22 protein-coding genes, 2 tRNA genes and 1 pseudogene are annotated in these 24,563 nt (G+C 68.4%); 11 read left to right on the top strand and 14 right to left on the bottom strand.

Annotated elements, in window-relative coordinates; all coding sequences use genetic code 11:
* Window positions 1-103 precede the first annotated feature (103 nt).
* The 8 genes and pseudogenes from hadC to FR943_RS06950 form a co-directional block, all read right to left on the bottom strand.
* Window positions 104-613: a (3R)-hydroxyacyl-ACP dehydratase subunit HadC gene (gene hadC / locus FR943_RS06985; protein ID WP_217155631.1), complete on the bottom strand. Its 510-nt coding sequence runs from the start codon at window positions 611-613 to the stop codon at window positions 104-106.
* A 13-nt stretch (window positions 614-626) separates the two neighbouring features.
* On the bottom strand, window positions 627-1,055 hold the full coding sequence (gene hadB, locus FR943_RS06980; protein WP_217155630.1) for a (3R)-hydroxyacyl-ACP dehydratase subunit HadB: 429 nt from the start codon (window positions 1,053-1,055) through the stop codon (window positions 627-629).
* Window positions 1,045-1,519, bottom strand: a pseudogene (hadA, locus tag FR943_RS06975) ((3R)-hydroxyacyl-ACP dehydratase subunit HadA); the annotation flags it as partial. The pseudogene hadA and the gene hadB, both read right to left, overlap by 11 nt.
* A 10-nt stretch (window positions 1,520-1,529) precedes the next feature.
* On the bottom strand, window positions 1,530-1,697 hold the full coding sequence (gene rpmG, locus FR943_RS06970) for a 50S ribosomal protein L33 (protein ID WP_003881823.1): 168 nt from the start codon (window positions 1,695-1,697) through the stop codon (window positions 1,530-1,532).
* A gap of 48 nt (window positions 1,698-1,745) precedes the next feature.
* Window positions 1,746-1,819: transfer RNA gene (locus tag FR943_RS06965), tRNA-Met, on the bottom strand.
* Window positions 1,820-1,858: 39 nt separating this feature from the next.
* Window positions 1,859-1,931: transfer RNA gene (locus tag FR943_RS06960), tRNA-Thr, on the bottom strand.
* Between the two features lie 111 nt (window positions 1,932-2,042).
* On the bottom strand, window positions 2,043-3,278 hold the full coding sequence (locus FR943_RS06955) for a globin domain-containing protein (RefSeq protein ID WP_217155628.1): 1,236 nt from the start codon (window positions 3,276-3,278) through the stop codon (window positions 2,043-2,045).
* A complete protein-coding gene (locus tag FR943_RS06950; protein WP_217155627.1) occupies window positions 3,275-3,724 on the bottom strand; it encodes an RrF2 family transcriptional regulator in 450 nt (149 codons plus the stop codon). Before FR943_RS06950 ends, FR943_RS06955 begins: the two co-directional genes overlap by 4 nt.
* Window positions 3,725-3,873: 149 nt before the next feature.
* Here FR943_RS06950 and FR943_RS06945 point away from each other — a divergent pair, with 149 nt between their 5' ends.
* The 4 genes from FR943_RS06945 to FR943_RS06930 all read left to right on the top strand — a co-directional run bounded on the left by FR943_RS06945 (window position 3,874) and on the right by FR943_RS06930 (window position 7,481).
* On the top strand, window positions 3,874-4,599 hold the full coding sequence (locus tag FR943_RS06945; RefSeq protein ID WP_217155626.1) for an MBL fold metallo-hydrolase: 726 nt from the start codon (window positions 3,874-3,876) through the stop codon (window positions 4,597-4,599).
* A gap of 239 nt (window positions 4,600-4,838) precedes the next feature.
* Window positions 4,839-5,828, top strand: a complete 990-nt coding sequence (locus FR943_RS06940) for a phospholipase effector Tle1 domain-containing protein (protein ID WP_217155921.1) — start codon at window positions 4,839-4,841, stop codon at window positions 5,826-5,828.
* Window positions 5,829-5,898: 70 nt separating this feature from the next.
* Window positions 5,899-6,747: a DUF8453 domain-containing protein gene (locus tag FR943_RS06935; protein WP_217155625.1), complete on the top strand. Its 849-nt coding sequence runs from the start codon at window positions 5,899-5,901 to the stop codon at window positions 6,745-6,747.
* Between the two features lie 23 nt (window positions 6,748-6,770).
* Window positions 6,771-7,481: a crotonase/enoyl-CoA hydratase family protein gene (locus FR943_RS06930; protein WP_217155624.1), complete on the top strand. Its 711-nt coding sequence runs from the start codon at window positions 6,771-6,773 to the stop codon at window positions 7,479-7,481.
* Between the two features lie 127 nt (window positions 7,482-7,608).
* On the opposite strand, the gene FR943_RS06925 is transcribed toward FR943_RS06930, so the two are convergent.
* Entirely contained in the window at window positions 7,609-8,448 is an 840-nt protein-coding gene (locus FR943_RS06925; RefSeq protein WP_217155623.1) for a hypothetical protein, read from the bottom strand.
* A gap of 123 nt (window positions 8,449-8,571) precedes the next feature.
* Here FR943_RS06925 and FR943_RS06920 point away from each other — a divergent pair, with 123 nt between their 5' ends.
* From FR943_RS06920 to recD, 5 genes are read left to right on the top strand one after another with little or no spacing between them, the layout of a single operon-like run.
* Window positions 8,572-9,048, top strand: coding sequence for a MarR family winged helix-turn-helix transcriptional regulator (locus FR943_RS06920; RefSeq protein ID WP_217155622.1), 477 nt, complete (start codon window positions 8,572-8,574; stop codon window positions 9,046-9,048).
* A 47-nt stretch (window positions 9,049-9,095) separates the two neighbouring features.
* Window positions 9,096-10,295, top strand: a complete 1,200-nt coding sequence (locus FR943_RS06915; RefSeq protein WP_217155920.1) for an MFS transporter — start codon at window positions 9,096-9,098, stop codon at window positions 10,293-10,295.
* Window positions 10,296-10,319: 24 nt separating this feature from the next.
* Complete coding sequence (gene recC, locus FR943_RS06910; protein ID WP_217155621.1) at window positions 10,320-13,505, top strand: exodeoxyribonuclease V subunit gamma; 3,186 nt, start codon at window positions 10,320-10,322, stop codon at window positions 13,503-13,505.
* Window positions 13,502-16,756, top strand: a complete 3,255-nt coding sequence (gene recB / locus FR943_RS06905) for an exodeoxyribonuclease V subunit beta (protein WP_217155620.1) — start codon at window positions 13,502-13,504, stop codon at window positions 16,754-16,756. The genes recC and recB overlap by 4 nt, the downstream gene beginning before the upstream one ends.
* Entirely contained in the window at window positions 16,756-18,417 is a 1,662-nt protein-coding gene (gene recD / locus FR943_RS06900; RefSeq protein ID WP_217155619.1) for an exodeoxyribonuclease V subunit alpha, read from the top strand. Before recB ends, recD begins: the two co-directional genes overlap by 1 nt.
* Here the strand turns inward: recD and FR943_RS06895 are convergent.
* The 3 genes from FR943_RS06895 to FR943_RS06885 all read right to left on the bottom strand — a co-directional run bounded on the left by FR943_RS06895 (window position 18,414) and on the right by FR943_RS06885 (window position 20,877).
* Window positions 18,414-18,563: a hypothetical protein gene (locus tag FR943_RS06895; protein WP_217155618.1), complete on the bottom strand. Its 150-nt coding sequence runs from the start codon at window positions 18,561-18,563 to the stop codon at window positions 18,414-18,416. The two genes, recD and FR943_RS06895, sit on opposite strands and share 4 nt — an antisense overlap.
* 247 nt (window positions 18,564-18,810) lie before the next feature.
* Entirely contained in the window at window positions 18,811-18,960 is a 150-nt protein-coding gene (locus tag FR943_RS06890; RefSeq protein WP_217155617.1) for a hypothetical protein, read from the bottom strand.
* Between the two features lie 105 nt (window positions 18,961-19,065).
* Window positions 19,066-20,877 (bottom strand): alpha/beta hydrolase, encoded by a 1,812-nt coding sequence (locus FR943_RS06885; protein ID WP_308170486.1) that lies wholly within the window; start codon window positions 20,875-20,877, stop codon window positions 19,066-19,068.
* Window positions 20,878-21,023: 146 nt separating this feature from the next.
* Here FR943_RS06885 and FR943_RS06880 point away from each other — a divergent pair, with 146 nt between their 5' ends.
* Window positions 21,024-21,665 carry a TetR/AcrR family transcriptional regulator gene (locus FR943_RS06880; protein WP_246584898.1) on the top strand — a complete coding sequence of 214 codons (642 nt, stop codon included), beginning with the start codon at window positions 21,024-21,026 and terminating at the stop codon, window positions 21,663-21,665.
* 11 nt (window positions 21,666-21,676) lie between these two features.
* On the opposite strand, the gene FR943_RS06875 is transcribed toward FR943_RS06880, so the two are convergent.
* Window positions 21,677-22,558: an SDR family oxidoreductase gene (locus tag FR943_RS06875; protein WP_217155616.1), complete on the bottom strand. Its 882-nt coding sequence runs from the start codon at window positions 22,556-22,558 to the stop codon at window positions 21,677-21,679.
* Between the two features lie 86 nt (window positions 22,559-22,644).
* Here FR943_RS06875 and FR943_RS06870 point away from each other — a divergent pair, with 86 nt between their 5' ends.
* Entirely contained in the window at window positions 22,645-23,205 is a 561-nt protein-coding gene (locus tag FR943_RS06870; RefSeq protein WP_217155615.1) for a TetR/AcrR family transcriptional regulator, read from the top strand.
* A 7-nt stretch (window positions 23,206-23,212) separates the two neighbouring features.
* On the opposite strand, the gene FR943_RS06865 is transcribed toward FR943_RS06870, so the two are convergent.
* Window positions 23,213-24,469 (bottom strand): L,D-transpeptidase, encoded by a 1,257-nt coding sequence (locus FR943_RS06865; RefSeq protein WP_217155614.1) that lies wholly within the window; start codon window positions 24,467-24,469, stop codon window positions 23,213-23,215.
* Between the last annotated feature and the right edge of the window lie 94 nt (window positions 24,470-24,563).

Genomic DNA, 24,563 nt, shown 5'->3' with positions numbered 1-24,563 from the left:
CGATGGTTCAAGCCGACGGACAGCGCGCTGAAATGGGAAAAACCCCGGTTGCCGAGTGTACCCGGCGTAGGCGCCAGAAACTAATCGCGCCCACGTGTCACCGTTACTCCCCGGCGGCCTTCCGCATCACCTTGCCGGTCTCCGGGTCCCACTTGACCTGGATGGAGTCGTCGGCGTCGTGGCCCATCATCGTGGTGATGGCTTCCAGGACCACCTCACCGTCGTCGTTGGTGCAGACGTTGTGGGTGACGACGATGTCGGCACCGAAACGCTCCTCGACCGAGGCGATCTCCATGACGGCATGCAGTTGATCGCCGGCCTTGAGCGGCTTGCGGTACATGAACTTCTGGTCGACCTGGACGATCTGCTTGGTTTCCATGCCGATGTCGACGTTCTGGAAGAAGTGCTCCTGCACCAGCAGCGCCAACGTGGAAGCGAAGGTCAGCGGGGCGACCAGGGCGTCGTGGCCCAGCTCGGCGGCCGCCGCCTCGTCGTGGCTGGCCGGGTCCATGGCCTTGACGGCCTTGGCGTACTGACGGATCTGCTCACGGCCGATCAGGAACGGGTATGGGTACTTCCAGACCATTCCGCGGATGTCAGCCTTGAGTGCCATGGCCTGAAGCTCCTTACGCCAGTCGTGCGGTCGCGACAGCGCGCCCGAAGATCTTCTTTCCGCCTGCGGTCGCCGAGATGGCGAGGGTGACCAGTTTCTCGTCGGGGTCGACGGACTTGACCCGCCCGTTGAACACGATCTCGGCGCCCACACCGTCGTTGGGGACCGGGACGACGGCGGTGAATCGCACGTTGTACTCGGTCACCGCGGCCGGGTCACCCACCCAGGCGGTGACGTAGCCGCCGCCGAGGCCCATGGTGAGCATGCCGTGGGCGATTGCGGTGTCGAGGCCGACCTGCTTGGCGATCTCGTCGTCCCAGTGGATCGGGTTGAGGTCACCGGACACGCCGGCGTAGTTGACCAGATCCCCACGGGTCAGCGGGATCACCCGCTCCGGAAGTGTGTCGCCGACCTTGACAGAACTGAACTCGCGCAGCGCCATCAGCTAAAACCCTCTTCTCCGTCACCCGCACGCCCGGCGAGGGTCGTGTAGGTCTCCTGGACCACATCACCCTTGTCGTCGGTGATGATGTTCTTCGTCACGATGATGTCGGTTCCGTGCGCCTTGCGCACGGAATGCACGTACACGTCGCAGTAGAGCTTGTCACCGGCCTTGATCGGCTTGAGAAACTTCAGCTCCTGGTCCACCTGCACGATCTGAGCGTCGTTGATACCGATGTCGGCGTTTTCGAAGAATGCCGACTGCGCCTGGTAGCCGAAGATACAGATGAAGGTCAGCGGCGCGGGCAGCCGATCGTGTCCGATCTCGGCGGCCGCAGCCTCGTCGTGAAAAAACGCATCGTCGTTTTTGACCGCGAGCGCGTGTTCACGAATCTTTTCGCGACCAACCTCGTAGTGCTCAGGATGCCGGTAATGCATCCCGACGATGTTCGTCGATAAAGCCACGAGGGTGGGGCTACCGCGACTCTTTGTGCGGCTGATGGGTACCGCAGTTGGGGCAGAACTTCTTGATCTCGAGCCGGTCGGGATCGTTGCGGCGGTTCTTCTTGGTGATGTAGTTGCGGTGCTTGCACACCTCGCACGCCAAAGTGATCTTCGGCCGTACGTCGGTACTCGACGCCACGTCAGCTTCTCCCTGCTTGAATCACGCTCTGCTTGTGTGATGTTCCTGTAGCGGTGGGGGGACTCGATCCCCCGACCTCACGATTATGAGTCGTGCGCTCTAACCAGCTGAGCTACACCGCCCCGATGATGCGAGTCGGCGCACCGCCTGCTCGTCCACCGAGCCCCCTAACGGAATCGAACCGTTGACCTTTTCCTTACCATGGAAACGCTCTGCCGACTGAGCTAAGGGGGCTTGTCCCCGCGGCGTTGCGGCTGCGGGGCCTTAAAGAGGGTACAACCTCCCCGGCAGCCAAACCAAACCGCAGGTCAGCGCGGCCGCCGGGGAGCTGTTTTGCCTGGTCGGTTAATCCAGGAGCCAATCGTTGGGCGCGAACAGCTCGCAGTGCATCCGCTCGTGGGCGACGCCCCGGTCACCGAGTTGGGTGCGGACCGCCTCGACGAACCCGGCTCCGCCGCACAGGTAGTACGCCGCGTCGGCGGGCAGCTCGACGCCGTCGAGCTTGAGCAGGCCGGCGTGCACGCCCGGGGCGCCGGCGGTGACACCGTCCTCGTACCAGAGGTCGAGGTTGGCGTTGGGCAGCGCCTCGATCAGCTCGTGCTGGCGCTCGCGCAGCGGGTGGGCGGTGTCGCTGCGGTCGGCATGCAGGACGCGCACCTGGGTGTCGGGGGCCTCGGCGGCCAGGAACTCCAGGATGCCGATCATCGGGGTGACCCCGATGCCCGCCGACACCAGCACCAGCGGGCCGTCGGGCCGGCCGCCGGTGTAGAGGTCGCCGAACGGGAGTGTGACGTCGAGCAGGTCGCCCACGCAGACGTTGGCCCGGATCCAGGACGACACCTCGCCGGCGGGCTGGGTGGTGGCGGCGTCGACGGGTTTGACCGCGAACGTCAGATCGGTCGACCCGGCCACGTTGACCAGGCTGTACTGGCGCAGCTGGCGGGCGCCGTCGGGCAGGGTGACGCCGACCGAGACGTACTGCCCGGGGGTGAACCGGACGGGTTCGGTGGCCCGCACGGTGACCAGCACGGCACCGGACGGGTCGTCGACGCGCGAGACAACGCGCAGCCGGCGGAAGACGTCACCGGGTTCGACGCCAGCGCCCGCGTACAGGTCACGCTCCAGCGCGATCAGGGTGTCGGCCATGATCCAGTACACCCGGTCCCAGGCCTCGGCGACGTCGGCCGTCACGGTCTCGGCGCCGAGCACCGCCACGATCGCCGCGAACAGGTTGTCGTGCACGATCGGGTACTGCTCGGCGGTGATCCCCAACGAGGCGTGCTTGTGTCCGATCCGCGCCAGCAGGGCCGACGGGTGCGGCAGGTCGGGGTTGACCAGATGGGTGGCGAACGTGGCGATCGAGGCCGCCAGGGCACGCTGCTGGGCGCCCTGCGCCTGGTTGCCGCGGTTGAACAGGTTGCGCAACAGCTCGGGGTGGTTGGCGAAGAGCCGCCGGTAGAACTCCGATGTGATCTCGTCGATGTGGGCGCCGATGAGAGGCAGTGTCGCCGAGACGATTTCGGCGTGGCGCGGCTCGAGTTCGTCGCGTACCGCAGACGGCTCGGGGCTGGTGACGGTCATCGGGGATTCCCTTCGGTTGTGAGTTGTAAAACAATCGGCAGGCGGTTGTCTGCCGTCAGGTCGGTGACGGTGTAGCGGTCGAGTTCGCGATAGAACGCCTCCTTCGCATCGGCCAGCACCCGGCGCAGCCGGCAGGCTGCGATCAGCGGACAGGGGGAATCGCCACCGCATTCGATGACCTCGCGGTCCCCTTCGAGTTCGCGCACCAGCCAGCCGATCGAGGCGTTGCGGCCGGCGTCGGTGAGCACCAGGCCGCCGATCCGGCCGCGTCGGGCGTGCACCATGCCGAGTTCGGCCAGCTTGGAGACGGCCTTGGCGACGTGGTGCTCGGAGGCGTTGGCGCCCGAGGCGATGGTGCGGGTGGTGATGCGCCGTTCCTGGGACTCACCGGCGGACAGCAGCATCAGGGTGCGCAGTCCCAGGTCGGTGAATCGGGTGAGGTGCATGAGGCTGACGCTAGTAATTCCGCATTTTTGATGCGAGTTTTCTGCGTGTGGGCTTAAACACGTGGTGACGTGCGGTTTTTGGACCTGCACGGATACCTGCCGCGGCGGCGGTGGGGATGGCGACACGACACGGCAATAGGCTTGGGCGCATGTCCGAGCCCAAGGCCCAAGACCGCTTGTATTTCCGGCAGCTGCTGGCCGGCCGTGACTACGCGGCCGACGATGTGATCGCCCAGCAGATGCGCAACTTCGCCTACCTGATCGGCGACCGCGAGACGGGTGATGCCGTCATGGTCGATCCGGCGTATGCGGCCAACGATCTGGTCGACCTGCTCGAGGCCGACGGCATGCACCTGTCGGGTGTGCTGGTCACCCACCATCACCCCGATCACGTCGGCGGCTCGATGATGGGCTTCACGCTGGCCGGCCTCCCGGAGTTGCTGGAACGCCAGAGCGTGCCGGTTCACGTCAACACCCATGAGGCCGACTGGGTCGCCAAGGTCACCGGCATCGCGCCCAGCGAGCTCACCGGCCACGGGCATGGCGACAAGGTGGCGGTCGGCGCGGTGGAGATCGAGCTACTGCACACGCCGGGCCACACCCCGGGCAGTCAGTGCTTCCTGCTCGACGGCCGGCTGGTCGCCGGGGACACGTTGTTCCTGGACGGCTGCGGCCGCACCGACTTTCCCGGCGGCAACGTCGACGACATGTTCCGCAGCCTGCAGGCGCTGGCCGAACTGCCCGGGGACCCGACGGTCTATCCCGGCCACTGGTACTCGGCCGAGCCCAGTGCCACGCTCGAGAACGTCAAACGCAGCAACTACGTGTATCGGGCCTCGAACCTGGAGCAATGGCGCATGCTGATGGGCGGCTGAGGAATCGATTCAGTAGCCCATAATGCGAAATCCACCGAATTGACGCGGCAGCGACGGGGAAATTCCACTACCTGACCGGCTAGCTGCCACGGATTTCGTTGTTCATCCCATTGCATAGGGAAAAAGGCACCCTCCGACGCGATTCGAGTAGTCCAATACTCAGGACATCGGCCGACCAACCCGGCAAAGTAATGGTCAGCAATTTCGAGGAGTAGTTGACAGTCCCGCCGGGGGTCGCCGTGAAGAACATCGCACTGTGCTTCGACCACACAGATGAACAGCCCGGACTGCGTGACGCATCGAATACCGAGCTCCTGTTCCGGTTGCTCGACGACACCGATCAGCTGACCTGGTATCACAGCGGCACGGGCCGGAGATACGGCAGACGGATCACGCCGGGCCGCCGCGCCGATGCCGTCAGCGAAGCCCGTGCCGCGATCGTGGAGGCGTACCGCTTCCTCGGCGAGGCCTGGGATCCCGGGGACCGCATCTTCGTCTTCGGCGGCGGCGAGGGCGGGCATCGCGCCGGCGAGCTGGCGACGTTGCTGGGCACGGTCGGGTTGCTGCCGGCCCACTCCGACGACGTGCTGGACTACGCGCTGGCCACCTACGTGCTGCCCCGCACCGCACGCACGCCCCAGGACTGGCGGCACATCCGGGTGCTGGCGGCGCAGTTGTTCGGCGACCGCGATCCGGCCGTGCCGGTGCGGTTCGTCGGGCTGTGGAACGCGACGGCCACCCCGGGCACCAAGCAGCGGATGGGGCCGCTGCCCACGGTCCAGGCCGGCCGGCACGCCGTGGCGGTGGAGGGCGGCCGCCACACCATCCGTTACTGCGAGCACCTCGACGAGGTGTGGTTCCGCGGATCGGGCGCCGACATCACCGGCGGCACCGGAGCCTGCTGGCCGCTGGCCGACATCGCCCTGGACTGGATGCTGGACGGCGCCGCCGCGGCGGGCCTGCGGGTCTTCGACCACAGCAGTTGCCCCACCGATCTGGATGCGCTGGCCGGCACCGCGCCGGTGATCGGGCGCTGCCGGCCGCCGCTGGACGCCAAGGTGCACGCCAGCGTCGAGCTGTACCTGCGCTCGCATCCGCACTACTGGCGGCGGCTGCCTGCGCGGATCGAGTGGACCGACGTCGACTGGCTGGCCCGCGGGGAGCGGTTGGTGCACACCCCGGTCCCGGTGACGATGCCCCGCGACGTGCTCACCGCGCTCGCGTCGTAGCCCGGGTTTTCGCGGTCGTTTGCTGGTCCGGACCGCTGCCCGCACGGAAAGGCCGTGGTATACCCACTTGGTGGGGATCATCGATTCGATCACGGACCGGGGGCGTGAGTTGGCTGGTTTCGAACCGGGCGCGTGGACCGCGCTCGCGGCGTGGGTGGCCATCATCGTCGTGGTCATCGCGTTGGTCTATGCGTGGCGGCAGTATCTGAAGGCCAGGGAGCGGCGGGCCGAGCTGACCCAGCCCAATGTGTCGGTGTTCATGGAACCCAGCAGCGCGGACTGGCATCTGGTGGAGTTGGTGGTCCGCAATTACGGGCAGCGCCCGGCCTACGGTCTGCGGTTCGAGTTCGCGAACCCGCCGACGGTCGGAAAGTACGAGAGCTCCTATGACGACAACTTCGTCGACATCGTGCCGTTGAATCTGCCGGCCGAGATCCCGTATCTGGCGCCGTCGCAGGAGTGGCGCATCGTGTGGGATTCGGCGCTGGACCGCAAGCAGCTGGGTGAGGCGATCGCGTCGCGGTTCGACGGTGCCATCACCTATTACGACGAGCCCGGCTCCCCCGGCAAGCCCAGCGGACGCAAGCTGCGCAACACCGTGATCCTGGATTGGGCGACGCTGCCGCCGGTGGACCGGATGGAGTTGCTGACCACGCACGACCGGGCCCGGCAGGAGAAGCAGAAGCTGGAGTTGCTGCGCGGGGTGCTGACGTATTTCCAGTACGCGGCCAAGGAGACCGACGAGCAGAAGCTGCGTTCGGAGATCAACCGCATCAACGCGCTGGGCGCCGAGGCGCGGGCGCGCTGGCGGGACCGCTACGAGACCGGCCATGACGATGACGACGATGATTACGACGACGACGATCCCGAGACCGATCTGATCAAGCCGGCCGGCTCCGGTAGGCGGCACCGGGCCTGAGCCCACTCACTACCATTGCTGCGATGAGTCCCCTGGTGAGCTACGAGCTCAACGACGCCGTCGCCACGATCACGATGAACGACGGCAAGGTCAACGCCCTGTCACCGGCCATGCAGGACGAGCTCAACGGCGCGTTGGACCAGGCGACGCAGGGCGCGTCGGGCGGCGAGGTGAAAGCCGTGGTCTTGGCGGGCAGCCCCAAGGTGTTCAGCGGTGGGTTCGATCTGAGCGTGTTCGCAGCCGGTGACCCGGCGGCCACGCTGGCCATGTTGGCCGGCGGTTTCGAATTGTCGGTGCGGTGTTTGAGTTTCCCGGTGCCGGTGGTGATGGCCGCCACCGGACATGCCATCGCGATGGGCTCGTTCCTGTTGTTGTCGGGCGATCACCGGGTCGGCGCCGCGACGGCGCGCTGCCAGGCCAATGAGGTGAAGATCGGGATGACGCTGCCGATCGCGGCGATCGAGATCATGCGGATGCGGTTGACACCGGCCACTTTTCAGCGCGCGATCGCGATGGCGGCGACGTTCAGCGGAGATGCGGCGGTCGCCGGCGGGTGGCTCGATGAGGCCGTCGAGGCCGACACCGTGTTGTCCCGCGCTCAGGAGGTGGCCGCCGAGGCGGCGGGCACGCTGCATGCCGGTGCGCATGTGGCGAGCAAGCTCAAGGCCCGCGCGGACGCATTGACGGCAATTCGCGCTGGAATCGACGGGCTGGCAGCCGAATTCGCGGGCTAGTTCCGGTTTCGGGCGACCTTTTCTGGCCCTCGCGCGTCGCACCTTTCACTTCAGCCCCTCCGCCCGGGGCCCGGGCATCACGCGTGAAGCGCTGTGGCGATTTTTAGGCCCTTTTTCCGTCACAGCGCTACATACGCGAGGCCCAGGCCTTGGCGATCCGGCCGAGCACGTTGGCCGCACCGTCCCGGCGAGTGACCCGAATGACGATCCACCCCATCTCGATCATCGCGTCGACTCGCAGGATGTCCTTGCGAAGCTGCTCAGGGTCGGTGTGATGAACGCCTTCGTACTCGAGAGCGATCTTCAGTTCCGGCCAGGCGAGGTCAACCTCACCGATCACCGCGCCGTACTCGTTGCAGACCGGATACTGCGATTGTGGGCGAGGGTAACCCGCGCGAATGACCAAGAGCCGCAACCAGGTTTCCTGCGGCGACTCCGCTCCCGGATCGACCAGCGCGATGGTAGCGCGCGCCTGCTTGATGCCTTTGCGTCCCGCGTGGCGCTCGGCCGCCAGTTCGATGTCGGCCACCTTCAGGCGGGCAGCCCTGGCCAGGGCGTCGATCGCAGCAACAGCAGTGTCCTCGTCGAACTTGCAGGCCAGATCGACCGCGGTTCGCGCCGGGGTGGTGATGCGGATATCTCCGATCCGGCATATCTCGTCGTCCTCGATCGCGTCTGCCCACGTGACGATCCCTCGGGTCGGCCTTCGATTGCGCTTGTTGATGACGTAGGCCGGCAGGCTCGCGTCGATCCACCGCGCGCCGTGGAAGGCCGACGCGGAGAACCCGGCCAGGACCCCGTTCCCGCGGGATCGCAACCAGCAGGCCTTGGCTCGTAGTAGCGCGGTCGGCCTGGCATCCCTGGCGACGTAGATGTCGTGGTGGACGGCCCTGAACCGAGTTCTCAGCTCATGCCTGGTCAGCGCACCCGAGGCCACCTGTTCACTCCCGACGAATGGATCCCCCATGGGCGGAGTCTGCCGACGCCTACCGACATCCTCGCGTGTGCTGCGCTGTGGCGATTTTTCGGCCGTTTTTCCGCCACAACGCTTCATACGCGGGCTGAAACGGATTCGGACACCGATATATCTATGTGCTATGCATATTTGGTGTCCCGCTACAGCCAACTCGACGAGCTTCTGGTGCGCATCCACGTCGTCCGGCAACGCCCCGGTTGGCGGCGCCGGCTGATCGACACGTCGGGCAGTGTGCCGTCGCTGTCGACGCTGCGGGTGCTGCGTGCCGTCGAGCAGGGCGAGAAGGCCGGCCGCCACCCCTCGATCGGCGAGGTGGCCGAATACATGGCCGTGGAGCACTCGACCGCCAGCCGCACCGTGGCCAACGTGGTCGCCGACGGTCTGCTGACCAAGACCCTTGCCGCCGAAGACCAGCGCCGGTGCCTGCTGGCGCTGACCGACGAGGGCCGCAAAGCGCTGGCCGCGGTCACCGAACGCCGCCGGGAGATGGTGGCCGAAACCGTGGCCGACTGGCCCGAGCCGGACGTGGACACCCTCGTCGATTTGTTGCAGCGGCTGGTTTCCGATTTCGAGCGGGGTGTCTGTTCGTGACAGTCCACACCGCGGCCCGTCCGCACCCACGCGGCGCCCTACGCCTGATGTTCGACCCGGTGTTCGGGGCGCTGTTCTGGGGCAAGATGTTCTCGGTCGTCGCGGTGTGGACACACGGCATCGTGGCCGCCATCGTGATCTTCGACGCCACCGGCTCGGCGGTGATGGTGGGCCTGGTCGGCGTCGCGCAGTTCCTCCCCCAACTCATCCTGAGCCCCACCAGCGGCAAGTGGGCCGATGTCGGCAACCCGGCCCGCCAGATCCTGTGGGGCCGGGTGCTGTGCATCATCGGCTCGGGGTCGACGGCGCTCTGGTTGGCGCTACAGCCCGGCCTGCAGGGCACCGCCGCCGCGGTCCCGGTGCTCGTCGGCTCCACCCTCGTCGGGTTCGGATTCGTCATCGGCGGCCCGGCCATGCAGTCGGTGGTGCCCAGCCTGATCCGCGACGGCGAGCTGCCGACGGCCATGGCGCTCAACAGCATTCCGATGACCATCGGCCGCATCCTCGGTCCGGCCATCGGGGCGTTTTTGGCCGCCCGTCTCGGTGCGGCACCCGGCTTCGCCATCAGCGCGGGCCTGCACCTGGTGTTCGCGATCTTCCTGGTGCTGGTGACGTTCCCGGCCCGACCCGAGCGCAGCCCGCACGGCGACTACCGGGTGCGCGCGGCGCTGGCGTACGTGTGGCGGGACCGTCCGCTGCTGTTGGCCCTGCTGGCGGTGACGACCGTCGGGTTCGCCTCCGATCCGTCCATCACGCTCACCCCGTCGATGGCCGAGGATCTCGGCGGCAGTGCACATCTCGTGGGTGCGCTGTCGGCGGCGTTCGGGGTCGGCGCGGCGGTGGGCATGGTGGCGCTGGCCGCCATGCGCGGACGGTTGCCCGCTGCACCGGTGTCCGCGATCGGGCTGTGGCTGCTGGTCGCCGGCTGCGGGCTGCTTGCCCTGGCCACCGCCACGCCGGTGGCACTGGCCGGGTTCGCGGTTGCCGGGCTGGGGTTCGGCTGGGCGATGACGGGTTTGAGCACCGTCGTGCAGGAGCGTGCCCCCGAGGAATTGCGCGGCCGCATCATGGCGCTGTGGCTGGTCGGCTTTCTCGGCTCCCGCCCGTTTGCCGCGGCCCTGCTCGGCGGCGCGGCCGACGTGTTCAGCGTGCGGGTGGCGTTCGTCATCGCCGGCGCCGTGACGCTGGCGATGGCACTGGCGGCCCGACCCGCCGCCCTGTCGGGGCCAAACGCAGCAACAGTCTGAGCCGGTCTCCTATCGTGTCTGTCGATGGCACTGCACCTGCACCGGGCCGAGCGCACCGATCTGCTCGCCGACGGGCTGGCAGATCTACTCGCAGAACCCCCGGCTGACCCCTTCGCCCGGGAGCTGGTGCTGGTGCCGGCAAAAGGGATGGAGCGCTGGCTGAGTCAGCGGCTGTCGAACCGGCTCGGGGTGTGCGCCGCGGTCGAGTTCCGCAATCCGCGGTCGCTGATCGCCGAGCTGAGCGGGACCGACGAGGACGATCCCTGGTCGGCCGATGCCCTGGCGTGGCCACTGCTGGCCGTCATCGACGAGAACCTGGACCAGCCGTGGTGTGCGCCGGTGGCCACCCATCTCGGGCACTTCGAGATGGGTGACGAACACGAGTTGCGGCAGGGTCGGCGCTACGCGGTGGCCCGCCGGCTGGCCGGTTTGTTCGGCTCCTATGCGCGGCAACGGCCGCAGCTGCTGATCGACTGGGCCGGCCTGCCCGATGACCTGGCCTGGCAGGCCCCGCTGTGGCAGGCACTGGCCGAGCGGATCGATGCCGACCCGCCGCACCTCCGGCACGCGAAAACCCTTGCCCGGCTGGCCGAATCCCCCAGCGACCTACCCGCGCGGCTGTCGCTGTTCGGGCACACCCGGCTGCCGGCCACCGAGGTCGAGTTGCTCACCGCTCTGGCCACCCATCACGATCTGCACCTGTGGCTGCCCCACCCCAGTGACGACCTGTGGCGCTCGTCGCCGGCCCACACCGGCCCGCTGCCCCGCCGCGAAGACACCAGCCACCGGGACGTGGACCATCCACTGTTGGCCACCCTGGGCCGCGATCTACGAGAACTGCAGCGGGCATTGCCAGTGCCGGACACCGACGAATATCTCAGCGGCACCGACTATCCCGAGACGCTGCTGGGCTGGCTGCAGGCCGACCTCGCCGCCAACGCGGTGCGGCCGATTGGGCGGGTGCACCGGGCCGGGGACCGCTCGGTACAGGTGCACAGCTGCCACGGCCCGGCCCGGCAGATCGAGGTGCTGCGCGAGGTGCTGCTGGGCCTGCTGGCCGACGACCCGACGCTGGAGCCCCGCGACATCCTGGTGATGTGCCCCGACATCGAGACGTATGCGCCGCTGATCACGGCCGGGTTCGGGTTGGGCGATGTGGTGAAAGGGGCCCACCCGGCGCACAAGCTGCGGGTGCGGCTGGCCGATCGGGCTCTGGTGCAGACGAATCCGCTGCTGTCGGTCGCGGCGTCGGTGCTGACCCTGGCCGGTGGGCGGGCCACCGCCAGCGAGGTGCTCAACCTGGCCGGCGCCGCGCCGGTACGGGCCCGGTTCTCCTTCACCGACGACGATCTGGAGGCCATCACCGCCTGGGTGCGCGAAGCCAACATCCGCTGGGGTTTCGATCAGGAGCATCGCCGGCCTTACGGGGTCGACTTCCTGCACAACACCTGGCGGTTCGGCATCGACCGGGTGCTGGCCGGGGTGGCGATGTCCGACGATTCGCATGCCTGGCTGGGCACCACACTGCCGCTCGACGATGTCAGCAGCAACCGGGTGGAGTTGGCCGGCCGGTTCGCGGATTTCGTCGATACCCTCAGGCAGGCTGTCGAGAAACTCCACGGCGTGCATCCGCTCGACGTGTGGTTGTCGGCCCTGAGCACCGGGATCGAGGCGTTGGCGCATTCGGACGAGGAGTGGCCGGCCGCGCAAGTGCAGCGTGAGTTCGCCGAGATCAGCGAGGCAGCCGGGGCGGCTGAAACACCCATGCGGCTCAGCGACATCCGCGCGCTGCTCGATCGTCATCTGGCCGGGCGGCCGACCCGGGCCAACTTCCGCACCGGCACCCTGACGGTGTGCACCATGGTGCCGATGCGCTCGGTGCCGCACCGGGTGGTGTGTCTCGTCGGGTTGGACGACGGCGCCTTCCCGCGGCTGGGCGCGATCGACGGCGACGACGCGCTGGCCCGCGATCCGCACACCGGTGAGCGCGACATCCGTTCGGAGGATCGACAGCTGCTGCTCGACGCGATCGGCGCGGCCACCCAGACCCTGGTGATCACCTACACCGGCGCCAACGAAATCTCCGGGCAGCCCCGGCCGCCGGCGGTGCCACTGGCCGAGCTGATCGACGCCCTGAGCGTCACCACCGAGCAGCCGCCCGATGTGGTCACCGCACACCCGTTGCAGCCCTTCGACATTCGCAATGTCACGCCGGGCGCGTTGATCCCCGAGGGGCCGTTTACGTTCGATCCCACGGCGCTCACGGCCGCGCGGGCCGGCGCCGGACAGCGCGGTGAGCGGCCGGCGTTCTTCGCCGACCCACTGCCCGCCCCCGAGCCCGCGGACGTGGCGCTCCAGGATCTCGTCACGTTCTTCAAGGACCCGGTGAAAGGGTTTTTCCGGGCCCTGGAGTACACGCTGCCCTGGGATGTCGACGGGGTGTCGGATGTGATGCCGGTGGACATCGATGCGCTGGCAGAGTGGACCGTCGGCGATCGCATGCTGCACGACATCCTGCGCGGCATGACCCCGGCCGACGCCCAGCAGGCCGAGTGGCGACGCGGCACCCTGCCGCCGGGGCAGCTGGGCTGGCGACGGGCGATCGCGTTGCGCGACCAGTGCGCGCTGCTGGCCGCCGAAGCGCTGCGCCACCGCAATACCGATCCGCAAGCCTTCGACGTCGACATCGATCTGGGTACCGGCCGGCGGCTGACCGGCACGGTGTCCCCGGTGTTCGATGACCGGCTGGTGTCGGTGACGTACTCCAAGCTCGACGGCAAGCATCTGCTGCAGTCCTGGATTCCGTTGCTGGCGTTGGCTGCCGAGCATCCAGACCGGGACTTCACGGCGGTGTGCATCGGGCGGCCGCGTCGCGGTGACACCCCGCGGGTCGAGGGTCTGGCCCGCCCGGCCGATCCGGTCGAGCTGCTGGCCGACCTGGTGGCGATCTACGACGCCGGCCGGCGGGAGCCGTTGCCGCTGCCCGTCAAAACCTCCTACGCGTGGGCGGCCGCGCGGCACGCCGGTGACGACCCGGAACGTGAGGCCGGATTCCGGTGGCGCAGCGGCCGGTTCCCCGGTGAGGACGAGGCCCCGGCGCATGTCCTGGCCTGGGGCCGGGGTGCGCCGTTGCGCCGGCTGGTCGGGCTCGGTGAGTACTCGGAGCGGTTGTGGCTCCCAGTCCTGCAGGCTGAGAGGTCGGTGCGGTGAACGTCTTCGATCTGCTCGGTCCGTTGCCGCAGGCCAACAGCACCACGGTGTTGGAGGCCAGTGCGGGCACCGGCAAGACCTTCGCGTTGGCCGGGTTGGTGACCCGGCTGGTGGCCGAGGGTGTCGCGACGCTGGATCAGATGCTGCTGATCACGTTCGGCCGGGCCGCCAGCCAGGAGCTGCGGGAGCGGGTGCGCGCCCAGATCGTCGGTGCCGTGGCGGCGCTGGAGGATCCTTCCCTGGCCGACAACGACCTGTTGGAGTATCTGGTCGCCGACGATCGGCAGGCCCGCGGTCAGCGGCTGCGTGACGCGTTGGCCGGCTTCGATGCCGCGACGATCGCGACCACCCATCAGTTCTGCCAGATCGTCCTGAAATCCCTTGGTGTGGCCGGGGACAGCGATTCGGGTGTGACGCTGGTGGACAGTCTTGACGAGCTGGTCTGCGAGATCGTCGACGACCTGTATCTGGCCCACTTCGGTGCCCAGCGCGATGTCCCGGAGTTGGGGTATGACGAGGCGTTGCGGCTGGCGCGGGTGGTGGTGGCCAATCCGGCGACCGAGCTGCGGCCGCGGGATCCCGAGCCGGAGTCCCCGGCCGGGGTCCGGGTGGGGTTCGCCCGGGCAGTGTTGGCGGAGCTGGAGATTCGCAAACGCCGTCGCGGTGTGCTGGGTTATGACGACCTGCTGACCCGGCTGGCCGCGGCGCTGGAGGCCGAGGATTCCGCGGCTCGGACGAGGATGGCGCAGCGCTGGCCGATCGTGATGGTCGACGAGTTCCAGGACACCGATCCGGTGCAGTGGCAGGTGATCGAGCGGGCTTTTTCGGGGCGCTCCACCCTGATCCTGATCGGAGACCCCAAGCAGGCGATCTATGCGTTCCGCGGTGGGGATATCGACACCTATCTGCGGGCGGCGGCCACCGCCGGTGACAAGCAGACGCTGGGCACCAACTGGCGCAGCGACAGCGTGCTGGTCGATCGGCTGCAGGCGGTGCTGCGTGGCGCCGAACTCGGCGGGCCCGACATCGTGGTCCATGACGTGCAGGCCCATCATCAGGGCCATCGACTGGCCGGGGCGCCGCACAACGATCCGTTCCGGTTGCGGGTGGTGGCCCGGAATCGCGCTGGCACCCGGGTGATTCCGATCGCCGATCTGCGCAACCACATCGGCAAGGATCTGGCCGCCGACATCGGGGCGCTGCTGGCCGGCGGCGCCACGTTCTGTGACCGGCCGCTGCGGGCCGGCGACATTGCGGTGATCGTCGAGACCCACAAGGACGCCCGGGCCTGCCACGCCGCACTGCTGCAGGCCGGGATTCCCGCGGTCTACACCGGCGATTCCGATGTGTTCAACTCCGAGGCGGCCGAGGATTGGCTGTATCTGTTGGAGGCCTTCGATCAGCCGCACCGTCCCGGTCTGGTCCGGGCCGCGGCGGCCACGATGTTCTTCGGCGAGACCGCGGAAACCCTTGCTGCCGGCGGTGATGCGCTCACCGATCGGGTGGCCGATACGCTGCGGACGTGGGCCGGCCATGCCCGCGAACGTGGGGTGGCGGCGATCTTCGAGGCCGCGCAGCTGGCCGGCATGGGCAAGCGGGTGTTGTCCTGGCAGGGCGGTGAGCGGTTGATGACCGACTTGGCGCACCTGGCCCAGTTGCTCGGCGACACCGCGCATCGGGAGGGCTTCGGGTTGGCCGCGCTGCGCGACTGGCTGCGCGCCCAGCGCGCCGAGGGCGGCGGGACGTCCGAACGCAACCGCCGGCTGGACAGCGACGCGGCGGCCGTGCAGATCATGACGGTGTGGGTGAGCAAGGGGCTGCAGTTTCCCATCGTGTATCTGCCGTTCGCCTTCAATCGCTATGTGCCGGAACCGGATCTGGTCCTGTTCCATGACGAGGGTGTGCGCTGCCTGCACATCGGCGGTCCGGATCCGGCGGTGGCCCGCGCCGGGCGGGTCGAGGCGGCCGCCGACGACAGCCGGCTGACGTATGTGGCGATGACGCGGGCCCAGTCGCAGGTGGTGGCCTGGTGGGCGCCGTCGAACGACGAGCCGAACGGTGGCCTGTCGCGGCTGCTGCGGGGCCGTGCCCCCGGCCAGGATGCGGTGCCCGATCGGTGTGCCCCGCCCAGGATATCCGATGACGACGCGCTGGCCCGGCTGCGGGCCTGGGAGGCCGCCGGCGGTCCGGTGCTCGAGGAGTCGCTGATCGTCCCGGCCCCGCCGATGCCGGCCCGTGCGATACCGGATGATCTGGCGGCGCGGCATTTTCACCGGCCGATCGACACCGCGTGGCGGCGCACGTCGTACTCGGGGTTGCTGCGGGCGGCCGAGGAGCACGGCACCATCGGGGTGTCCAGCGAGCCTGAGGTCGCCGAGCTCGATGACGAGTCCAGCGATGTCGCGGTCGTCGCTGGGGCCCAGGGTGCCGATGTGCCCTCCCCGATGGCGGCCTTGCCGACCGGGGCCGCGTTCGGTTCGCTCGTGCACGCGGTGCTGGAGACCACCGATCCGCTGGCCGCCGATCTCGGTGGCGAGCTGCGGGCCCAGGTGCGTCGGCACGCGGCCCGCTGGCCCGTCGAGGTCGAGGCCGAGGAGCTGGCCGCGGCGCTGCTGCCGATGCACGACACCCCGCTGGGGCCGCTCGCCGCGGGCAGGACGCTGCGTCAGATCGGGTTGGCTGATCGCCTGTGCGAGTTGGACTTCGAGTTTCCGATGGCCGGCGGGGATCTGCGGGGCGGCGCGTTCGCCCGGCTGGCCGACGTCGGGGCGTTGGTGGACGAGCATCTGGCTGCCGGGGATCCGATGGCCGGCTACGCCGAGCGGTTGTCGGACGGACTGCTGGGCCGGCAGCCACTGCGCGGGTACCTGTCCGGTTCGGTGGACGTGGTGCTGCGGATCGGGCAGCGCTTCGTGGTGGTGGACTACAAGACCAACTGGCTGGGTACCGGCGACGAATCGCTCACCGCAGCCGATTACGGCCGGGCCCGGATGGCCGAGGCGATGATGCACTCGGACTACCCGTTGCAGGCCCTGCTGTACAGCGTTGTGCTGCACCGGTTCCTGCGCTGGAGGCTGCCCGGCTACGACCCGGCGACACATCTGGGCGGCGTGCTGTACCTGTTCGTGCGCGGGATGTGCGGGCCGCAGACACCCGTGGTCGACGGACATCCGGCGGGGGTGTTCAGCTGGGAGCCGCCGGCCACACTGGTGCTGGCCCTCTCGGAACTGCTAGAGCAGGGGGGCCGGTGATGCTGGCGGATTTCGCCGAGATCCTGGAGCCGGCCGATGTCCATGTGGCGCAACGGTTGAGCACGCTGGCCGAGGACACCGATCCGCGGGTCGCGCTGGCCCTGGCCTTGGCGGTACGGGCGCTGCGGGGCGGCTCGGTGTGTGTGGACCTGCGGTCGGTCGCCGAGCAGTCCCAGCTGCCCGACCTGCCCTGGCCGCCGGCCGATGACTGGCTGGCCGCGGTGGCGGCCAGTCCGTTGCTGGGTACGCCGCCAGTGTTGCGGCTGTTCGGGGATCTGCTGTATCTGGATCGCTACTGGCTGGAAGAGCAGCAGGTGTGCGACGACGTGCTGGCCCTGGTGCACAGCCGGCCCGGCGGCTCGGTTCCCGATGTGGCCCGGCTGTTTCCACCGGGCTTCGAGGAGCAGCGGGCCGCGGCGAAGGTGGCCCTGTCCCAGGGGCTGACGGTGCTCACCGGCGGGCCGGGCACCGGCAAGACCACCACGGTGGCGCGGTTGTTGGCGCTGCTGGCCGAGCAGGCGGCGCTGGCCGGGCGTCCGTCGTTGCGGATCGCGTTGGCCGCCCCCACCGGCAAGGCCGCGGCCCGGTTGCAGGAGGCGGTGCAACTGGAGGTGAGCCGACTCGATGCGGTGGACCGCGAACGGATTTCGGGATTACAGGCCACCACGTTGCATCGACTGCTGGGGCCGCGCCCGGACACCTCGTCGCGGTTTCGTCATCATCGGGCCAACCGGTTGCCCCATGACGTGATCGTGGTCGACGAGACCTCGATGGTGTCGCTGACGATGATGGCGCGGTTGTTGGAGGCGGTGCGGCCGCAGACCCGGCTGCTGTTGGTGGGCGATCCGGATCAGCTGGCCTCGGTGGAGGCCGGCGCGGTGCTGGCCGATCTGGTCGACGGGCTGGGTTCGCGCGGCGTTGCGGCACTGCGGACTTCGCACCGGTTCGGCGCCTCGATCGGTGCGCTGGCCTCGGCGATTCGGACCGGGGATGCCTCGGCGGCGGTGCAGGTGCTGGCGTCCGGTGGCGAGCACGTGGAGTGGGTGTCGTCCGATCCGGCCGAGCGGTTGCGGGAAGTGCTTGTGCCGCATGCGGTTGCGCTGCGGCAGGCCGCGGTCCTCGGCGATGCCGGTGCCGCGCTGGCCATTCTCGACGAGCATCGGTTGTTGTGCGCGCACCGGCGTGGCCCGTTCGGCGTGACCCAGTGGAACCGGCAGGTGCAGCGCTGGCTGGCCGAGGCGACCGGGGATCCGACGTGGGCACCGTGGTACGTGGGACGGCCGATCCTGGTGACGGCCAACGACTACGGGCTCAAGCTCTACAACGGTGACACCGGGGTCACGGTCGCCACCGACGATGGGTTACGCGCCATCGTGGGTGGGATGGCCGGCGGGTCCGCGTCCTTCGCCACCGGCCGCCTGACCGAAGTGGAGACCATGCACGCGATGACGATCCACAAGTCCCAGGGCAGCCAGGCCGAGGAGGTCACCGTCCTGCTCCCACCGGAGGATTCCCGGTTGTTGACGCGGGAGCTGTTCTACACCGCGGTGACCCGGGCCAAGACGCGGGTGCGGGTGGTCGGCTCGGAAGCCGAAATCCGCGCGGCAATCTCCAGGCAGGCAGTCCGGGCGACCGGGCTGAGGAAGCGGCTGCGCCCTTAGACGACGCGGCCGGCGAAGAACGCGCCGGAGATGAGCCCGATCGCGATGGCGATGGTGGGCAGGCCCATGGCCACTGCCACCACGACGCCGGCGACCGCGCCGATGCCAAGCACCAGCAGAAGCACGCCCACAAATGCACCGAACATTGCACGCCCTTTCCTATGACAGCGATCACAATGTACTTCATGCGTGGGCTGAATCACAGCCGGATCGTGAGTCTTCCGAGTTAACAAATTCTCGGCAAAATGTATAGCTGAGCTTGATGAATTCGCGCCGTGGCTGCTACCGGGCCGTTGTTCGCGCACACCGGCCCGACCGGTGATGAATCACCAGCTAACGAAGAAATCGGCGCCGACAAGTGTCGTCGCTGCATTCGCAGAACTGCGGACGGTTCTAGACCGCCCGACCGGCGAAGAACGCGCTCGAGATCAGGCCGATGGCCAGGGCCAGCGTGGGCAGTCCCGCCGCGACGGCCACGATGACGGCGGTGATCGAACCGACGCCGAGCAACACCATGAGTACGCCAACAACTACACCGAGCATTGACCCACCTCCATATGTGACTGTCATCACAATTCTAGAGCGGATGTGGACTGAATCACATCAATGGGGCAAACCGATTCCGGATCGTGTTGTCGCCGACCGATGTCAGACGGCCAGCGCAACGGACTGTCCGGCCGGCGGCTCGTACACCGCGTATTTGAACAGCACGTCGAGAATCACCTTGGCCACGCCATCCCACGGCGTGGCCTGCACCGATTCGGTGGAGGTGAACGGCAGCACCACCGCGGTGGCCGTCCCCGACGCGGTCGGGATGTCGATGCGCTGCTGCGGTGCGCCGTAGACGCCGTTGTGCGTGCCGTCGTACATGTCATTGATCCAGCCGGCCGAAATCGTCTTGACGGCATCGATGTTCGGTTGTTGCGAGAATCCGGCGATCAGATATTCGGCGAACTGCAGGATCGGGTTGGGGCCCTGCAGTCCGTCGATGTGTCGTCCACCGACCAGCATCACGCCGTTGAATTGCCCGGGACGGGCTGCCGCCAGCTCGTCGCCGACCGTGCCGTCGAGGTTCCACACGTAGCGCTCGGAGGAAATCACCAGCACGGGACGGTAATTGGGCCCACTCAGCTCGGCGAGCGCATCGGGCATATCCCCGTCGGTGTCGACCGCATCGAGCAGCACCACCCCGGCGAGATCCTCGACCGCGCCGTTGTCGACCATGCGTCCGGCGGCACCGGTCACCAGCATTCCGCCCAGGGAGTGGCCGACCAGGACGAATTTCGTGGGCAGTGTGACGGGCTCACCGGCGGCCGCACTGGCGCTCGCGGTGAGTTCGGCCCGGTCGCCGGAGAACAGGTCCGCCACCGACTGCTGCATGGGTTCGCCGCCGATCCATTCACCGTCGGGGTCGAACAGGTTGGAGGACAGCGTGGGTGCCACCACGATGCTGTTGGTGTGTTCGGCCAGATATGCCGCGGTGTAGCTGTACATCGGACCGGTGGCCATGAACCCGTGCTGCAGGTAGATGACTCCTGTCGCGGCGTCCGGATCTTCGGGGAAGTACCAGTCGGCGCGCACGGCCCGGTTGCTGCCGGGCATGGTCAGCGTGGAGGTGTGCACCGTGACATTGCTCCCCGCAGGGACTACCGGCGAGCCCGAGAACACCTGCAGCGCCGCGCCGACCACGTTGAACACCACCGAGCCGACGAGGTTGACCAGCGGCACCGGGCCATGGTCAATCGCCGGAGTACCGATGGCCGCGGCCAGTTGTGCGATCGGGCGTGCGGCCCGGGTCTTCGAAACCTGTTCGGCGACACCGGTGTGCAGGGCCCGGCCCTGGGTGGTGATGCTGGCGATCGTGTTCAGCTGCGCCGGCGGCGCCTTCGCCTCGTCCGGGTGGGCGATGACGCCGGTCGCCTCGGCGACTTCGGGCACCGACTTCTCGACCACGGTGCTGTCGACGAGTCGCGGAACTTCTGGCACGTCGCGCTTCCTCGCCGGCTTGAGCCGCGAAAGGTTCTGTGCAGTACGAACTTCCGATGACCGGTTGACGATGTCGGTGACGGCGGCGCGGGCCTGGTCGGTGATGCTCCCCACCAGGCCACGAGCCTCCTCGGGCGTCGGCAGCGAGCGCAGCGAGGGCTTGGGCAGCGAGCGCAGCGAGTGCGAGCGCACCGACGGGTCGCCGGCCCGGCGCAGCTTCTCCGTGCGTGGGGCGCGATGTGCCGGCTTGTCGCGTCGCGTCGACGACGATGCGGTCGACGACGATGTGGTTGACGACTTGCCGGAGTCGTTCGCCGAGTGCCGCGTCGAGTTGCCGCCGCCGGACTCGGCGTGCGCGGTCGCGATACCGCCTGTCGCGCCGACGGCTGTCATCAACCCGATCCAGAGCGCGACCACCAGCGCGCCCCACCCCATCGTCAGTACCGCATTGCCTGCGCTCCCCCGTGTGATCACGCAGGCACGCTAACCGGCGCCGGCGACCGCCCGCAGGAAAATAGAACAAATTTCCATAAATGTTTTTTTACTGCGGCGTAGCGCGGAGTGCCCGCGCCCGTCGGGCATACTGAAGCCCCACTACACCGCCCGAGCAGGACAGTCGATTGCCAGCACCACAACGCCGAGCCCGCGGGCGCCCGGTGGGCGGCGGCAACAGTGCCGAAGAGGCGCGCGAAGTGTTGATGGATGCCGCCGAGCACCTATTCACCACCCGTGGCTACCGGGCCTCGACCATGGAAGTCATCGCCCACGAGGCCGGCTACTCGCGGACCGCGATCTACCGGCAGTTCGCCAACCGCAACGAGTTGATCGCCGCCATGGTGCAACGCACCACCCAGCGGCACATGGCCTCGATCCTGACCCGGCTGCCCGAGGATGCCGGGCCCATCGACCTGCTGGTCGAGAGCATGGTCATCGTCGCCACCGAACTGGTCGCCGATCCGCTGCTCAACACCATCGCCGACCAGACCCCGGACGGCACGATCGCGTCACTGATCGCCAAGGACGCGGATCTGACCGAATTGGTGACCGCCACGGTCGAGGGCATCATCGCCGACGATGCGGCCGAGTTCCGGCCCGGTGTGCATCCGAATGATCTGGCGCAGTTCATCATCGCGACCGCACTGAGCTTCTTGGTTCGGGCCGTGCCGGTGCGCAACGATCCCGTGGTGGCCCGGGGATACATCGAGACGTTCGTGCTGCCGGCCATCGTCACGCAGCCACCGCCGCCGCGCCGGGTGTTCTGACGCCCGGGCTTTCAGTCGAAGTAGTGGCCGCCGCCGAGGTCCTCGAGCAGTCCCGGCCGGCTCGGTTGCCAGTCGAACCGTTCGCGGGTGAGCGCGCTGGAGGCAGCCATGTCGAGCGCGAAAAGCCCTCCGATCCAACCGAAATGATCGAACGCCTGCTCCAGCGGGACGCCGGCCACCGGCACTCCGAGGTGGCCGCCGATGGCCTCGGCGATGTCGCGGCTCGGTATCCCTTCTTCGGCGACCGCGTGCAGAACCGTGCCGCTGTCCGCCTTTTCCAGCGCCAGCCGGAACAGCGGCGCCGCGTCGAGCCGGTGCACGGCCGGCCAGCGGTTGGTGCCGTCGCCCGGGTAGGCGGCCGTCCCGGTGTCGCGGGCGATCTCGATCAGCCGTGGCACGAATCCGTGGTCGCCCTCGCCGTGCGTGGTCGGTGACAACCGCACGATGCCGACGCGGACGTCGCGCTCGGCGAAGCCCAGCGCGGCCGGCTCGGAGACCCGCGGCGATCCGGGTTGGGCGGCGTCGTTTTCGGTGAGCAGCCGGCCCGGGGTGTGGCCCGCCATCCCGGAGGTGACGACCAACGGGCGTCCCGAGCCGGCGAGTGTCTCGCCGAGCACCTCGATGGCGCGCCGGTCGAGTTCGCCGGCGTCGGCGAACTCGTCGAAGTCGTGGTGGAACGCCAGGTGGATGACACCGTCGGCGTCGGCAGCCCCTGCCTGCAGGCTGTCGGGGTCGTGCAGATCGCCGCGGCGCACCTGGGCACCCAGCGCACTGACGGTGGCGGCCGAGGCGTCGGAGCGCGCCAGGCCGGTGACCTGGTGACCGTGCGCGACGAGATCGCGGACCACCGCGGTGCCGACGAAGCCGGATGCACCGGTGACGAAGACCTTCATGAGAACCTCCTGATGTCAGTGACTGTCTTCACTCTGTCCACTATCAACGCGATGACAGTCGCTGTCATTCCCTAGGATCGAAAACCGTGAGCCGGTGGGAACCGAATGCCCGGGGCCGTCTGGAGCAGGCGGCCCTGGAGCTCTATGCCGAGCGCGGGTTCGACCAGACCACGGTGGCCGACATCGCGCAGCGGGCCGGGCTGACCGAGCGCACGTATTTCCGGCATTTCGCCGACAAGCGTGAGGTGCTGTTCAGCGGCCAGGACGCGTTGACGGAGCTCTTGGCGCACACGATCGAACAGGCGCCCGCCGGTGTCGCACCGCTGGCCGTGGTGGGGCGGGCACTGAGCGCCTTCGGCGCGGTGCTCGACGGGCGCCGCGACCACGCGCGTCGCCGTCAGGACATCGTCGATGCCAACCCCAGCCTGCAGGAACGCGAGCTGATCAAGCTCGCCCTGCTGACCGATGCCATGGCCCATGCGCTGGTCCGCCGCGGTGTCGCCGCGCCGGCGGCACATCTGGCTGCCGAGGTCGGGATGGCCGTGTTCAAGGTGGCTTTCGAACGGTGGGTGCGCGCCGACACCACCGACGGCTTGACAACGGTCGTCGAGACGACGCTGGCGGAGTTGCCCGGGCTGCAGGACTAGACGCCCGTCAGCGCAGCGCACTGCCCTTGACCCACTCGGCCCACGGCACGGTCCAGTCGCCGTTGTTGGCCGGCTTGAGTGGCTCGCCGCCGGTGTTGCGGATTTCGACGATGTCGCCGGGCACCGAGAAGTTGTAGAACCATTCGGCGTTCTCGCCGGACAGGTTCAGGCAGCCGTGGCTGACGTTCTGTTTGCCCTGGGCCCAGATCGTCGAGTTGAGCTGGTGCAGATAGATGCCGTCGATGCTGATCCGGGTGGCCCACGGAATCGTCGTCTTGTAGCCCAGCCGGGAGTTCACCGGCAGGCCGTAGGTGGAGGAGTCCATGATCACCGGGTTGGCCTTGTCCATCACGGTGTAGACACCGCGCGGCGTCCAGAAGCTCATGGTGGTGCCGCCGACGGTCTCGGTGCCGCCCATGCCCATCGAGGTCGGCATGGTGCGCACCAGCTTGCCGTTGTCGTAGACCCGGACCTGCTTATCGGTGTCGTCGGCGACGGTGACGTGTGACGCGCCGATGGTGAAGGAGACCTTCTCGTCCTGGGCGCCGTAGAGGTCGGCGCCCAGCTTGGCGCCATAGATGCCGGCGTCGACGGTGACCTTGGTGCCCGGCGCGTAGTAGCGCTCCGGGCGCCAGTGCGCGGTCTGGTCGTCGATCCAGTTCCACGAGCCGACGGCCTTCGGCACCGTCGTCACCTTCATCCGCCGTTCGGCGGTGGCCTTGTCGGTGATCGGCTCGTCGAACCGCGCGACCACCACCATGCCGACGCCGTAGGTGGCGCCGTCCTGCAGCGGGGCGTAGTTCGTCCCGTTGAGGTAGACGCGGGCCTGGTAGCCGGGGGTCACGGTGGAGAACGTCGTGGTCTTTCGGGTCGGCATGCCGCCGGGGCCACGCGCGTCGACCTTCAGCGTGTAGGTGCGGCCGTAGCCCAGTGCTGTGGTCGGCTTCCAGGCCTTGGCGTCGGGGGTGAGGATGCCCGGGATCTCCTTGCCCGCGTCGTTGAGCATTTTCACGCTCACGACGGTGCCGGTGTCGGCGGTGACCATGACCCGGGACAGCGGTTCGACTTCCGCGTCGGGCGCCGGCGTGATGGTCAGCTTGGCCGGTTCGGTGGGTGAGGGCTGCGGGACGCCTTCGGGCGGTGCGGCCAACGTCTGGCAGTGCTCGGCGCAGTCCGGCAGGGCCGAAACGACGACACCACCTGCCACGGCCAGCACGGCAAGTGCGACCGCCAGGTAGGCACGGCGAACAGACGTCAACTTCACTCCAATGTGGTTCGGCGAGGGCCAATTTGATTAGGTCTGGTAGGCAACCTGATCAGTGCCTCAATCGTAGCCGGAGCACCGGATCTTGGGCGCA

It is taken from the genome of [Mycobacterium] fortunisiensis (assembly GCF_019050325.1).
GTDB classification, from domain to species: Bacteria; Actinomycetota; Actinomycetes; order Mycobacteriales; family Mycobacteriaceae; genus Mycobacterium; species Mycobacterium fortunisiensis.
This window is presented reverse-complemented; position numbering and strand designations above follow the sequence as displayed.

Bases quoted from the DNA above. Each gene is read 5' to 3' on its own strand.
- hadB (WP_217155630.1), bottom strand. From the start codon at position 1,055: ATGGCGCTGCGCGAGTTCAGTTCTGTCAAGGTCGGCGACACACTTCCG.
- FR943_RS06920 (WP_217155622.1), top strand. From the start codon at position 8,572: ATGTGCTATGCATATTTGGTGTCCCGCTACAGCCAACTCGACGAGCTT.
- FR943_RS06875 (WP_217155616.1), bottom strand. From the start codon at position 22,558: ATGAAGGTCTTCGTCACCGGTGCATCCGGCTTCGTCGGCACCGCGGTG.
- FR943_RS06890 (WP_217155617.1), bottom strand. From the start codon at position 18,960: ATGCTCGGTGTAGTTGTTGGCGTACTCATGGTGTTGCTCGGCGTCGGT.
- FR943_RS06950 (WP_217155627.1), bottom strand. From the start codon at position 3,724: ATGCACCTCACCCGATTCACCGACCTGGGACTGCGCACCCTGATGCTG.
- recD (WP_217155619.1), top strand. From the start codon at position 16,756: ATGCTGGCGGATTTCGCCGAGATCCTGGAGCCGGCCGATGTCCATGTG.
- FR943_RS06925 (WP_217155623.1), bottom strand. From the start codon at position 8,448: ATGGGGGATCCATTCGTCGGGAGTGAACAGGTGGCCTCGGGTGCGCTG.
- hadC (WP_217155631.1), bottom strand. From the start codon at position 613: ATGGCACTCAAGGCTGACATCCGCGGAATGGTCTGGAAGTACCCATAC.
- FR943_RS06915 (WP_217155920.1), top strand. From the start codon at position 9,096: ATGTTCGACCCGGTGTTCGGGGCGCTGTTCTGGGGCAAGATGTTCTCG.
- FR943_RS06955 (WP_217155628.1), bottom strand. From the start codon at position 3,278: ATGACCGTCACCAGCCCCGAGCCGTCTGCGGTACGCGACGAACTCGAG.
- FR943_RS06930 (WP_217155624.1), top strand. From the start codon at position 6,771: ATGAGTCCCCTGGTGAGCTACGAGCTCAACGACGCCGTCGCCACGATC.
- FR943_RS06895 (WP_217155618.1), bottom strand. From the start codon at position 18,563: ATGTTCGGTGCATTTGTGGGCGTGCTTCTGCTGGTGCTTGGCATCGGC.
- FR943_RS06945 (WP_217155626.1), top strand. From the start codon at position 3,874: ATGTCCGAGCCCAAGGCCCAAGACCGCTTGTATTTCCGGCAGCTGCTG.
- recC (WP_217155621.1), top strand. From the start codon at position 10,320: ATGGCACTGCACCTGCACCGGGCCGAGCGCACCGATCTGCTCGCCGAC.